Here is a 12,165-nt window from a genome sequence, read left to right on the forward strand (position 1 = left end):
GGGAGATCGCCCCAGCGCTGATCCTGCCTCTGCGACGTAAGGGGCGCTTCGGAGTTCGTCTACGGTCTTCTCATGACCAATGGCGGCGTAGTTATGGATGAGGCGATTCGTGCAGCGTGGGATTCGTCCCGGGTCCTGGAGAAGCGCACTTCCCCCGAGGAACGCCGGCGGGCCGAGCAACGGGTCCAGGTTGCGTTGGCCGCCTACGGGCGTGAGGAGGTATCCCGGGGCACAGTTTTCCTGGTGGGTGTGCTGACCGGCTACCTGATCGCCGAGCAGAACCATGGGGAGAACCGTCTGGATCCGCTCAGCGATCTGATCCCGGCGGTTATCCGCAGGCTCCCCACTTTCGAGACGGCCGACCCTGCTCAGGTGCCGATGGTCACCGGTGTCCTGATGGCCGCAGCGATGGGCATGGACACTGTGGCGTGGCGTGACCAGTTCGGACAGATTTCGCCGAAGGAAGCCCTGGTCCATAACTTCGTGCTGTGGCTGCTCGCTGATCTCTTCGACTCCATGACCGAACGGCCCGGTACGATCGACCAGCTTTTGCGCGCAACCTTTGACTCCATGGTCGCCGAGTAGCTGACGTGCGGCAGCCCTCGTGTGGGAGCGAGCGACGGTGCGTCGAGGCGAACGAAGCACTACGAGAGCCTTGCGCTATTAGACGGCTCCGCACACGTACGCCGGGTTGCAGAGTTCACAATCTCCGCGTCGTATGGGGAGGTTCAGGTGCTCCTTGCACACGGCGGAGCCCCCAGATCAGGACTGCGCACAGGCTTCAACACCCATGCCTGCAGTTCCTTGCCCAGCTACCTTTCGACGGTCTTTCGCCAGGACGAGAGAGACCGTCGAACGGCGACGGCCAGCTGGGAATCGTGCTGATCTACGGTTGGCCGCTAGACGACGGGGCCCGGACTCCCGTGCGTACGGTCCGCGAGGCAGCGCTCCGTACGACCATCGAGAGGTTCGTGCTCTTCGACGAGGAGACGTACCCACGCTCCGACCAGGCGCTGGCAGCCTAAGCAGGGGTCCCACGGGAGCAAGGACCAGCCCCTGTGCAGGCCTGTTTCGTTGTTCAGGCGGGACGCTTGCCGGACTGGTCCGAGCTGGCTCGCTCCGGGCGATGGTTTCGCCGGACCCCCAGCTCTGGGACCGGAGAGGGCGACTTCTACAGCGCGGCTCACACCAGGGCGACGTGTATCCGTGCACGGTGGCAAGTCTGCCGTTCCTGTTCGTAATGGCAGACGACCCGGCGACCCCCGACCGCGCCTCCACCGTTGCACTGCTGCTCAGCATCGGACGTGAATCTGTCGACCGCGACGACGGAGGCATCTACTACGGACCGGACGGCACCGCCTCGGCGGCGTGCACGGACGGTGCCGCGATGATGCGCGAGCGCGCCGATGCCGTTGTTGCCTAGGCGGTTTCGTTTGGATCTGTCGGTCGTTGGTCCGGGTGTGCCGTTACTGATGCGCAGTGGGTGCGGATCGAGCCGTTGCTCCCGGACCGCACGCCGAAGCGGGGTGGCCGCTGGCGGGACCACCGTGAGGTGATCGACGCGATCGCCTTCAAGTTCCAGACCGGTACCCAGTGGGTGCATCTGCCGGAGAAGTACGGCAACTGGCGAGGCGTTTACAACCGGCTACGGATGTGGGCCATTGACGGCACCTGGGAGCGGGTGCTCTCCGCCCTGGTGGCCCAGGCAGACGCGGACGAGGACGTCAGCTGGGCCGTCTCGGTGGACTCCACGATCGTGCGGGCTCACCAGCACGCTGCCGGGGCCCGCAAAAAGGGGCCCCGGCCGGCGAGCCGGACGACCATGCCATCGGTCGGTCCCGCGGAGGACTGACCACAAAGATCCACCTCTTGTCCGACGGCCGGTGCCGGCCACTGGCGTTCGTCCTCACCGGCGGCCAGGCCGGCGACGCTCCCGCCTTCACGGACGTGATGACCCGCCTGCGCGTTCCCTGCCGCCGTGGACGACCCCGCACCAGGCCGGATGTGGTCCTGGCCGACAAGGCGTACTCTTCCCGCGCGATCCGCGACCACCTGCGCAGACGCGGTATCCGCGCGGTAATCCCGGAGCGGGCCGACCAGCAGGCCAACCGGACGCGGCGCGGACGGGCCGGCGGCAGACCACCGGCCTTCGACCGCGAGGCATACAAGCAGCGCAACACTGTCGAGCGGTGCATCAATCGCCTGAAGCAGTGGCGCGGCATCGCCACCCGCTACGAGAAGACCGCGACTATCTACCTCGCCGGACTCCACATCGCAGGCATCTTCCTCTGGTCCGCACGCTGATCCAGAAACGGACTAGCTCTAGATGATTAGCAGTCCTCGGTTTCGAGGCATTGGTAGCGGCCAGCGAGTGCATAGAAGGCACGCTTCGGTTCCCAGGGCATGTCGGGATAGGCGCGTGAGGACGAGGGGATGCCGTGGTCCTTCTCGAGGAGTTTGACGATGCCGTAGGAGGCCATGTCCAGATCCGGGGCACCGTCCGTGCGGTGCGGGGCGCGGCAGTCGATGAAGCTGAACCAGAAAACGGAGTCGACGCCCTCCTCGTCGAAGATGGGCATGAGGTCGTCGATGTATCGGACCTGCTCGCTCTCGTCCCGCACCAGGTCGGACTTGAGCGTGAGTCCGTCCGCTTCCATCGCCACGTACCAGCCCGCGCCACCGTAATCACCGGCTCCCTGGAACGTACAGCAGCCCACTTCCAGGATGGCCACCGGCTTGCCGTGGGCGAATTCCTTGCGCAGGTCGTCGCGGTAGGTGGCGGCGTTGCGCAGGCCGCGGAAGGCATCAAGGCCGATGATGTCGAACGGCTCCCAGTCCACTCCGTCCAAGGGGTTGGAGGCATATGTGACTGGGCCGCCGAAGACGGGCCGTACGGCGGCGACGATCTCGCGGAGGAAGGCGTTGACCCGGTCAGGGATGCCTTGGAGGGCGGTTTCGCGGTCGGGGCCGGCGAGGACCGGGACGCGATCCGCGAAGGTATCGCCGGGAAGGTATCCCTGGGCGAACAGGCTCAGCTCGCAGCCGGTGACGAGAACCACGTCCGCGCCGTCGCGGCGCAGCTGTTCGGCCCGCTCCGCGCAGTCGACAAGGAACGGCAGCATCTGACCGTTCGTCATGTCGCAGGGAAAGGGCGAGTACCAGACCTGAAGTCCCGCCGCTGCTGCGCATCGCGCCGCTACGTCGATCCGGTCGGGATCGTCACCGATGACGCGGATGGCGTTGCAGTGAAGATCCTCAGCGATGATCCGTATCTCTCGCTCGACGACACGGGGGTCGAAGGTTGGCCGGGAGTGTTTGCCGAGGACATACATGCCGGTGTCGTAGTGGATGCCTCTTCCGCGCATGCCGACGCCTCCAATAAGAGTCGCTGTGTATCTTCGATGTGAGATTAAGATACATGATGTGTCTAAAGAACCGGTACGCAAGCGCCGACGAGGGGCAGAGCTGGAAACGGCGCTCCTCGACGCCGCATGGGACGAGCTGAGCGCCTGCGGCTTCGATGGGATGACGTATGAAGCGGTCGCCTCCCGCGCCGGCACGAGCCGGGCAGTGCTCTACCGTCGCTGGCCCACGAAACGGGATCTCGTGTTGGCCGCCTTGAGCCGTAAGGCTCCGCCCGTACCGAACGAACCGCCCGACACTGGGAATCTCCGCGGTGACGTGATCGCCCTGCTGCGCTTCGTCGTCCGCCAGATGCTCGATCTCGCCCCGGTGCGACAGGTGCTCGCCGCAGAGCTGAGGGTAGACACGGAACTATCCGCGTACCTGGCCTCCCGTAATCGCGGCCCGGGGGGCGACTGGATGCGAACTGTCCTCGACCGGGCAGCCCACCGTGGCGAGATCGACCCTGCAGCCTCGCTCCCCGACCGGCTCGTCGCACTCCCGGTTGTCCTCGTCCTCCATGAACTTCTGATGGCCCGTCGCACCCCGTCCGACATCGACTTGGAGGAAATCGTGGACCTACTGTTCCTCCCCCTCGTCATGCACCAGGAAGGCCGACACACCTAAAGTCCTTCGTTCGAGTCGGGCTGACTCAGGGAGCAAGTCTGGCGCCGTGCATCGCAAGAAGGAGTCGACACGGAGCGTCACTGAATAACGACAACACCGCGAGGTGCGGTGCCAGAGCGGGGCACCCCAGCGTGATCCAAACGAAACCGTCTAGGCGGCCGACGCGGACCCGAACGTGCGACGTGCCGCGATCGAGGGCCTGGGCCTCTTCCTCGACGGCGCCGACCGCGCGGTGGGCGTCCTCCGCTCGCGGCTGGGTCCAGGACGGGATCGTCGAACGCTTGCTCGTCGTCAAGACGATGGCCCTCCTGGCGGGGCGGCTGCCCGCAGCACGCACGGCAGCCACGGCCTGGCTGGGCTCGCTCGCCGATGACACCACGTTGGACTCTGACATCCGACGTGCCGCTCTCGTCCACCGCACCGGCTGCGTCCCTGAGAGCATCGGCAAGGACACCGTGCCGACCGCGATCGACCTGCTGCGGCGGCTCAGCAGGTACTCCGTGATCAACTCGTCTCCTCGGTGCGATCCACGTCGAGAGTCTCTCGCGCAGCGGCCCAGGTCGATTCAATTCATGCTGGGTGATCTCGGTAGGATCGTCCAAGTCGTGCCACCCTTGCAGACTGCCCTCTGCAGGGACTCCATACTTCCGTTCGTAGGCGGTCATCGCCGCGAGGTCGGCATGGTCTCGGGCCTCGAGCAGTTCGTGGACGCGGAGACGGAGCGCCGGACCGTGCGCGCATGAGGCGCCTCTTACCGACGGAGAGTTCCATCGTGACGAAGATGCCGCTGCGTTCTCATCAGCGTGAAGCCGTGGATGCGGTCCTGCGCGCCCTGGAGCTGGCGCCCGGCGCCCGGCTCCCGGCCCGGGGACTCAGGACGCAGGTCATCATGGCGACCGGCTCGGGCAAGACCTATGTCGCAGCCCGCAGCGCGGACGAGCTGCAGGCCGGCCGCGTGCTCGTCCTCGTCCCCTCCCTGGATCTGCTCACCCAGACCGAGCGGGCCTGGCGCGACAGCGGCCGCACCGGGCCGGTCATCGGGATCTCCTCACTGCGTGGTGAGGAGGCCTCCTTCCCGAACACGACCGACTGCGACGAATTCGTGGAGTGGACCCGCAACCTGGACCGGGTGACGGTCTTCGCGACCTACGCCTCTCTCGGTCTGGGCACCCTGGAGCGGGCGCACCAGGCCGGCTTGGGCGGCTGGGACCTGATCGTTGTGGACGAGGCGCACCGCACCTCCGGGCGGATCGGTAAGCCCTGGGCCGTCGTCCATGACAACCAGCGCATCCCTGCCGCCCGGCGCCTCTACATGACCGCGACTCCTCGGGTGTGGCAGTTGGACGAGGACAACCCGGGCCGGCTCGGGGAGCTGGCCGCGAGCATGGAGGACGACCCCGACGGCCTGTTCGGCGCCAGGGCGTACACGCTTACGCTGTCCGACGCGGTGAGCTGGGGAATCTGCGCCCGCTACCAGGTCGTGTGCGTGGACGTCACCGACTCCGAGTACCAGGACACCCTGCGCTCCGGCTCCCAGGCCACGACCGAGGAGGTGCGCGGGGCGAGGATCGCCGCTCTGCAGGCAGCCCTGGTAAAGGCCTCGGCCGAGGAAGGGTTCAGGCGCACCCTGACCTTCCACCACCTGGTCAAGGAAGCCGAAGCCTTCACCGCCGGTATGCCCGACGTCGCGGCCCGGCTCCACAAGGACGACCCAGAGCTCTACCCCCGGCACATCTGGGCCGACTGGCTGTCCGGCGAGCACAAGCCGCTCCACCGGGCCCGGGTCCTGGACGAGTTCGCCACCGGCATCGCCGGCGACGGCACCGTGGTCGAGAAGAGCTACCTCGGCTCCGTGAAGGTCCTCGGCGAAGGTGTCGACACCCGCACCTGCGACAGCGTCTTCTTCGCCGACGTCCGCGGCTCCATGCCCGACCTGGTCCAAGCCGTCGGCCGCGCCCTGCGCGTGCAGCCGGGTGACTGCAAGACCGCCTCCCTCGTCGTCCCCATCCTCCTCAAGCCCGGCGAGAGCGCCGAGAACATGCTCACCAGCAAGGCCTACGGAGACCTCGCCAAACTCCTCGAAGCCCTGCGCGCCCACGACGCCCGTGTCGTGGAGCTCCTCGGTCAGCCCCCCTCCCCCACCCGCACCGAGCCTCACGACAGCGAAGAGGACGAGGACGACACCGAGCCGGTCCGGGAGGAGGGGGAAGAGGCGGCGGGGCCGAGTGCCGCGGCGCGGGAGCTGCTGAAGTTCAGTACCCCCCGCGATCCCGCTGTGCTGGCCGCCTTCATCAAGCTCCGGGTCCTGGACCCCGAGCACGAGTACTGGCGCCGCGGAATCGAAGCCGCTGTCCTGTACGCCGGCGAGCACGGCGACCTGCGCGTGCCCTTCACCTACCGCGCCCCCGGGCTCGAGGACGGCACCGCTGACAACGTCGAGGAAGACGAGGGGGCCGAGCCAACTCCTGCGGCGCCGACCGGATTCCCACTCGGACAGTGGATTGCCGACGCCCGCCGCCAGTACGCCCGCGGCACCATGACCGATGACCGGACCGCCCAGCTGGAGCAGCTCGGCATGATCTGGTCCACCGTCGACGTCGCCTGGGAAGAAGGCCTTTCCGCCGCCCGCGCCTGGGCCGCCCTGCACGGGCACCTGCTGGCCCCATTGGATGCCACCTACGAGGGTGCGAAGGTCGGGATCTTCCTGAAGAACGCCCGCGCCGCCGCCCGCAGGGCCGACGACAACGCCCGCCGCCAGGCCGAAGGCCTCCCCCCTGAGACGACCACCTGGACGCTGTCGGAGGAGCGGCGCGAGCAGCTGGAGGAGATCGACGCCTCGTGGTGCCCGGCCTGGGCCGTCACCTGGCAGCGCACCTTCCACCTCACCCGCCTCCATCTTGAAGCCGGCGACCCCCTGCCCATGCAGCCCGGTCAGGTTCTGGCCCAGGGCGAAGACCTGGGGCGCTGGGGCCAGACGGTCCGCACCGGGTGGGACAAGCTCACCGCGGCCCAGCAGTGGATGTGCGCACAGGTCCTCGGCATCGAGCCCGCCGAGGAAGCCGAAAGGCCGAAGCTGTCTATGAGCCAGGCCCAGAAGTGGGCGATGCATCTTGCCGCCGCACGGCAGTACTTCGAGCGGGAAGGCCACCTGAGGGTCGCGAGGAAGCACGTCGAGACGATCCTTGTCCCCGGAGCTGGTGCAGGCCAGGAAGAGGAGCGTCCCTTGAGTCTCGGAGCATGGGTCGCGAATCAACGTGCGCGGGCTGCGACACTGACCCCTGAGCGGGTCGAGCAGCTGTCTGCCGTCGGCATGCGGTGGGCGTGATGGGCGCCGTGGCCATCACGTTCGCTGCCGGTTACCTGCTTGGCCGGGTTCCGCCCGAGTAGGCGGCTTGGCGACTGGGCGGCGGATCAGGTTCGCTTCAAGGGGCCTTGGACCGAGACCGTGCGCTTCGTCAGGCTCTTGTCGGTCCTGGCCCACGTCGCCACCGCGCTGCGCACCAGCTGGCAGAGATTCTGCGGGCCCCCGGTCGCCGGGGCCCGGACACCGGCACCTGACGCGTTCCGAGCTGGGCCTCACCGCTCGTCAGAAGCGAAGGGTGACGCTGAAGCTTTGTGCACAGCAGCCGGTGGCCTGTCAGATCCCACGCCTAGGCTGTCGCAGAGATTCGATCGAGGAGCAGAGCAGTGCGAATAGAGCGCCACCAGGTGGGCGAGGCCGTAGTGTCGGCAGTACGCGAGGACTTCACGAACCGCATCGGCGGCGACGTTCGGTCCATGTCGAGGGCCGGCCGGATGGCCGCCTACGAATGGTGGTCCATCGCCGACAGATTCCTCGACTACCTGGGTGCCCTCTCCGTCGAGACACGCGACCTCGACAACCCGGAGGCCCAGGCCGCCCTCAAGGACGCTTCCGAAGCCGCGGCCGGAGCCGTCGCCTACGCCGCGTACCACCCGCACGGCAGCTTCCAGGTCTTCCTGGAGTACGTGAACTTCGGCATGAGCTACGACCCGGGTGAGGATGCCCCCGAGGAGAGCGTCACGGCCGGGGAGTGGATCGACGCGCTCTGCTTGACGGTCCTCAGAGACAAAGCGAAATGGCACGGCGAGGCCTTCCACTTCGCCCGCGACAAGTTCGCGGCGCAGGTGAAGGGAACGCCCGCTGGCGAGCTCGCTACCGGATTGATGGCCGTGGTCCTGGACGACACCGGCGACGACGAGGAGTACCCGCCGAGCGCGCAGGCCAAGCTCGCCGCCGTCGACGCGGCCCTCGACCGCATCCGTACACGCGCTGCAGAGACCGGAGAGCCCCTCCTGGACCGGCTGGACAGTACGGCGCTCCACATTCTGCGCGCGATGGCCGTCGAGGACCGGGAGGCCTTCGATGCTGCGCTAGCCGGCCTCCTGGCCAGGTATGCCGCCCTGCACGGCCCTGCGGCCTCCCCGCGCACTCTCCTGCCGCTTGTCCCCATCGCTCTTGCCGCGCTCGCGTACCGGACACTGGGCTGGGCGCCGGGCGTCCGTACCGACTATCTGCCGTACACCCTGATTACCGGCTTCGAGACACGGGGCCCGCGGGTCGCGGAGTTCGGCCGGAACCGGCGGCCGGACGCGGTCGCCGCGCTCGCCGCGGGCACGCTGGTGGTGGAGCGGCCGGCCTGCGAGCGCGAGGGGATCCCGCGGATCGAGGCCATGTACGAGGAACACCTGCGTGAGGCGTTCACCCCCGCCGACGGAAAGCCCCTTGGCCTCTGGCGTCTCGCCGGCGTCATGGGCGATCAGGAGCGCCTCTTCAAGTGGCGGGCGGGAGAAGCCGGCGACGTCACGGACGCCCAGCTCGCAACCCTGCGGCTGGCCTCTCACATAGGGGCGGCCCTGTTCCGCATCGCACTGGCGGAGCCGGGCACCGAGGCAGAAGTGACCATCGGCGGCCGCACGCTGCGCTACCCGGCCGAGCGGGGCGAGAAAACCAGCGCCGGCCACTGGCAGAGGGCCACTGCCTTCGCCCTGATCACCGGAGCACGCGAGGACCTCGCCCCGCTGGTCCTCACCGGCCCCACCTTCGCTCGCCCGGACGGCTCCGCCTTCAGCGCGTACCGCGAAGCCCTCCACGCCTATCTGAAGGGCGCCGATCCCGAAGCGGCCGCGCAGCGGGCGCTGCAGGAGGCTGAGAAGGCCAAGGACTGGGGCTTCGCGATGCCGCCGACCGTGCTGCTGTCGCAGCTCGTCGAGGGCGACGAGGAGAGCTTCAACCTGGCCCTGGCCGACGCGCTCGAAGCCCACCGCGCCTACTACCAGGTCGCCGACCGCGCCGACGATCCCGATGTATCCGTCAACCTTGACGTCCTCGCCCTGGCCTGCCACGCCCGCCGCCGCGGCTGGGCCATCCGCGTGGAGTCCCCCTACCTGCCACACAATGTCCTGTGTGCCGCTGAACCCTTCTAGTGCCCCGTCCGGACTTCGGCGTATGTGGTCAACGGCTTGACGCAGGTGGGCGCGCACGCCCGGAGCTCGGTGGCTTCGATAAGAAGACCGGTATCGGAGCGGTGGATGCCCAGTGCCATGTCGACCGCGTCGTCTTCTTGGCCCGGCTCGGACAGCAGGAACGGGACCCAGGTTCTATTTCGCCACGGCGATGCGCAGGGGGGCGTCGGCTGCCTCGGCCGCTCGCAGGGCCCGGTCAGCGACCATCAGGGAGGGTTCGGTGCGCCCGGGGCGGCGGCGGTAAGAGCGCAGCAGTCCGTACAGGTCGGCGGTCAGGCGCTGGATGTTGCGGTGTACTGCCGGAGTGGTGCGGTGGGTGCGTGCCGCGGTGTCGACGTCGATGATGAGGTCAGGCAGGAGCGGTTCGATGTCGGTGAAGCGGGTGGGGGGCGTCTGCCAGATCCGCCATCCGCCTTCCACCCGCTTCCGTAGATCGGCAGGTTCCAGCGAGGCCCCGGCTGGGAGCCCTGGCGGCCGCCCAGAAGCGCGCGGATGATGGAGTTAGTCGCCGTTGCGGTGGTGGGCCGGACTTGCTGCTCGTGGCTGAGGAAGTAGCCCACGGTGACTTGGAGCTCTCGCCAACTGCGCCAGGAGGTGGCTGGATAGGGGTCTTCAGCCCTCGCTCGATCTGGGAGAGGTAGTCCGTGGTGATCCCGTACAGGCCGGCCACTGCGGCCTGGGTTCGACCAAAGCGGTTGAGGCGCTCTCGGACGCGTTCACCGATCGGCAGGCTGGGCGGGACCGTGATGACAACCCCTTGTTCCACGGCACTGTGTCCACCTGGACCGCGATAGCGGACGGAAGTTGGCTTTACGCGTGCACCGTGGTCGGCTGGAGGGGACGGCGGCAGGGACTGGGAAACTGACGTTGAAGCTGGTGCTGTGGCACATCGACCACACCCTCGTCGCCACCCGCAGGGTCGGGCGTGAGATCTTCGGCTACTGCTTCGGAGGGGCCACCGGGCACCCCATGCGTGAGCAGGCCGCGGTCGACGGGATGACAGAGCCCGTGATCTTCCGGGAGGCCGCGAAACTCCACGGCATCACCAGCGACCGGCCCATGGTCGAAGCATTCGCCCGCCTCTCCGCCGAGGAGCAGGAGCTCCGCGCCGGCGACCTTCGCGAACGACGCGACGCCCTGCCTGGGATGGCCCCCTTACTCGCGGCAGTCGCCGCCCTGGGCGGCGTGAAGCAGACGGTAGTTACCGGCAACATCAGGGGTGCAGCGGTGACCAAGCTCCGGTGTGCGGGCTCGACACGCATATTCAGTTCCCGATCGGCGGATACGGCGAGGACGACGACGAACGCGCCGAACTCGTTCGTATCGCCATCCGCAGAGCCAGCCGCAGCTCGGACACCCTGATCGCGCCAACTGATGTCTTGCTGATCGGCGATACGCACGCCGGCGTCGCCGCCGCCAAAACAACAACGTCCCCGTCCTCGCGGTCGCCCGTACGCTCAACCAGCACCGACCTGCGAGAAGCCGGAGCAGACCTCGTTGCTCAAGACCTTGCGGACCCCTCCTGCGTGATCCAAGTACTCGCCGACCGATGAAAGCCCATACCCGGCTGCTTCCGCACGGTCAGCGTTCGACGCGGTTGCGGACTGCCAGAACGGCACGGCCGAGCAGGATCGGCTCAGCGACGCGGGACGCCATCTCGATGTACGAACCGGTTGTGGTCAGGTCACGGCCGGAGGAACGGAAGACCACCGACCTGCGCGTGACGTACAGCGCCTTCTCGAAGCGCTCGCCCGTGTACCTGTCCCCTGTGGGGCTCTGAGGATCAAACTGATCGATCTCGAAAGTGACCTTCCCTCCCCCGGCCGGCACCGTGCCAGTGGCCTTTCGAGCAGACCGGGCGGGCCTTATGGGGCGATGGGGCCATTCTTCCGGTGCTCCCCTACACCCACGCTGATCGGCGGGCCGGAGTCGTCGACGGCGGTGTTGTGGGTGACGAAGAGGTGGAGGTTGGAGCTGTCGGGTCAGCGCCGGTGGCGCTCGAGCTCCCACATTGTGGCCAGGCGCAGGGTGTAGACGTCGAGATGAAAGGCGTCGTCCGTGCGTCCCTCCGGCGGCGCGTGCTCCGGAACCTGGCGCACGGGCGTCATCACCAAGCGGTCGTCTGCGGTCGTCAGGGCCATTTGTAGGTGCGCCATGAGCTCACTCGCCATACGGTCGCCTTGAGCGTTCTGACAGGACTGCGCTCGTACTGGCCCTGCGGCCACTTCGCATGTGCGCGGGGCCAGTGTTCTTGCTGGACGGGCCGGGACCGACGTTGAGGCGCCGGCCAAGGATGACCCGGTTTGGACTTTGGTCATGCGTGGACGTGTCGAGGCGGAGCGGGCTCGTTGGGTGAAGCAGCTTGACGAGGCCACCGAGTGGATGGTCGACAACATGGACATCCTGGTCAGCCTGGCCGACGGGCTTCCTACGGGGCCTGAATCGCTACCTACCGACAGGAAGGCCGAGCTGCTGGTGGAGCTCACCACGCCTGTGTGGGAGGTCTTTGGTTCGTGTGGGTGGCGGTGAAACCCTCTGCGCATGGTCCTGGGCACAGCAGTGGTGGGAGGCGCGGGTGGGAGAGACTGCGGTAGAGGCGGACCGGCAGGACGTCGCCACGGCTTCCGCTGTTGGAGCACGGGCCATGCTGCC

At 67.8% G+C, this 12,165-nt stretch carries 14 protein-coding genes; 10 read left to right on the plus strand and 4 right to left on the minus strand.

Going from position 1 to position 12,165, the window contains the following annotated elements:
- The first annotated feature begins 72 nt into the window (after nucleotides 1-72).
- The 4 genes from ACWD04_RS29825 (at nucleotide 73) to ACWD04_RS29840 (ending at nucleotide 2,304) form a co-directional block, all read left to right on the plus strand.
- A complete protein-coding gene (locus ACWD04_RS29825; RefSeq protein ID WP_451136851.1) occupies nucleotides 73-585 on the plus strand; it encodes a hypothetical protein in 513 nt (170 codons plus the stop codon).
- A gap of 293 nt (nucleotides 586-878) precedes the next feature.
- Entirely contained in the window at nucleotides 879-1,025 is a 147-nt protein-coding gene (locus tag ACWD04_RS29830) for a hypothetical protein (RefSeq protein WP_451136852.1), read from the plus strand.
- 215 nt (nucleotides 1,026-1,240) lie between these two features.
- Nucleotides 1,241-1,423 (plus strand): hypothetical protein, encoded by a 183-nt coding sequence (locus ACWD04_RS29835; RefSeq protein ID WP_451136853.1) that lies wholly within the window; start codon nucleotides 1,241-1,243, stop codon nucleotides 1,421-1,423.
- Between the two features lie 60 nt (nucleotides 1,424-1,483).
- A protein-coding gene (locus tag ACWD04_RS29840; protein WP_451136854.1) for an IS5 family transposase occupies nucleotides 1,484-2,304 on the plus strand; the annotation gives its coding sequence in 2 pieces (ribosomal slippage) (nucleotides 1,484-1,816 and nucleotides 1,819-2,304; 819 coding nt in all).
- A 26-nt stretch (nucleotides 2,305-2,330) separates the two neighbouring features.
- Here ACWD04_RS29840 and ACWD04_RS29845 read toward each other — a convergent pair.
- On the minus strand, nucleotides 2,331-3,365 hold the full coding sequence (locus ACWD04_RS29845) for a hypothetical protein (protein WP_451136855.1): 1,035 nt from the start codon (nucleotides 3,363-3,365) through the stop codon (nucleotides 2,331-2,333).
- 58 nt (nucleotides 3,366-3,423) lie between these two features.
- Here ACWD04_RS29845 and ACWD04_RS29850 point away from each other — a divergent pair, with 58 nt between their 5' ends.
- The 4 genes from ACWD04_RS29850 (at nucleotide 3,424) to ACWD04_RS29865 (ending at nucleotide 9,474) form a co-directional block, all read left to right on the plus strand.
- On the plus strand, nucleotides 3,424-4,029 hold the full coding sequence (locus ACWD04_RS29850) for a TetR/AcrR family transcriptional regulator (RefSeq protein ID WP_451136856.1): 606 nt from the start codon (nucleotides 3,424-3,426) through the stop codon (nucleotides 4,027-4,029).
- 281 nt (nucleotides 4,030-4,310) lie between these two features.
- Nucleotides 4,311-4,772, plus strand: coding sequence for a hypothetical protein (locus tag ACWD04_RS29855; RefSeq protein ID WP_451136857.1), 462 nt, complete (start codon nucleotides 4,311-4,313; stop codon nucleotides 4,770-4,772).
- Between the two features lie 38 nt (nucleotides 4,773-4,810).
- Entirely contained in the window at nucleotides 4,811-7,354 is a 2,544-nt protein-coding gene (locus ACWD04_RS29860) for a Helicase associated domain protein (RefSeq protein ID WP_451136883.1), read from the plus strand.
- A 383-nt stretch (nucleotides 7,355-7,737) separates the two neighbouring features.
- Nucleotides 7,738-9,474 carry an immunity 49 family protein gene (locus ACWD04_RS29865; protein ID WP_451136884.1) on the plus strand — a complete coding sequence of 579 codons (1,737 nt, stop codon included), beginning with the start codon at nucleotides 7,738-7,740 and terminating at the stop codon, nucleotides 9,472-9,474.
- A 174-nt stretch (nucleotides 9,475-9,648) separates the two neighbouring features.
- Here ACWD04_RS29865 and ACWD04_RS29870 read toward each other — a convergent pair whose 3' ends face one another.
- A complete protein-coding gene (locus ACWD04_RS29870) occupies nucleotides 9,649-9,933 on the minus strand; it encodes a hypothetical protein (protein ID WP_451136858.1) in 285 nt (94 codons plus the stop codon).
- A gap of 447 nt (nucleotides 9,934-10,380) precedes the next feature.
- On the opposite strand from ACWD04_RS29870, the gene ACWD04_RS29875 reads away from it, so the two are divergent.
- Nucleotides 10,381-10,875 carry a haloacid dehalogenase-like hydrolase gene (locus ACWD04_RS29875; protein WP_451136859.1) on the plus strand — a complete coding sequence of 165 codons (495 nt, stop codon included), beginning with the start codon at nucleotides 10,381-10,383 and terminating at the stop codon, nucleotides 10,873-10,875.
- Nucleotides 10,876-11,094: 219 nt separating this feature from the next.
- On the opposite strand, the gene ACWD04_RS29880 is transcribed toward ACWD04_RS29875, so the two are convergent.
- Both ACWD04_RS29880 and ACWD04_RS29885 read right to left on the minus strand, forming a co-directional pair.
- On the minus strand, nucleotides 11,095-11,343 hold the full coding sequence (locus tag ACWD04_RS29880; RefSeq protein WP_451136860.1) for a hypothetical protein: 249 nt from the start codon (nucleotides 11,341-11,343) through the stop codon (nucleotides 11,095-11,097).
- Nucleotides 11,344-11,495: 152 nt separating this feature from the next.
- A complete protein-coding gene (locus tag ACWD04_RS29885) occupies nucleotides 11,496-11,684 on the minus strand; it encodes a hypothetical protein (protein WP_451136861.1) in 189 nt (62 codons plus the stop codon).
- Nucleotides 11,685-11,829: 145 nt separating this feature from the next.
- Here ACWD04_RS29885 and ACWD04_RS29890 point away from each other — a divergent pair, with 145 nt between their 5' ends.
- Nucleotides 11,830-12,042 (plus strand): hypothetical protein, encoded by a 213-nt coding sequence (locus ACWD04_RS29890; protein WP_451136862.1) that lies wholly within the window; start codon nucleotides 11,830-11,832, stop codon nucleotides 12,040-12,042.
- Nucleotides 12,043-12,165 lie beyond the last annotated feature (123 nt).

This window comes from Streptomyces sp. NPDC002911, from assembly GCF_053591835.1.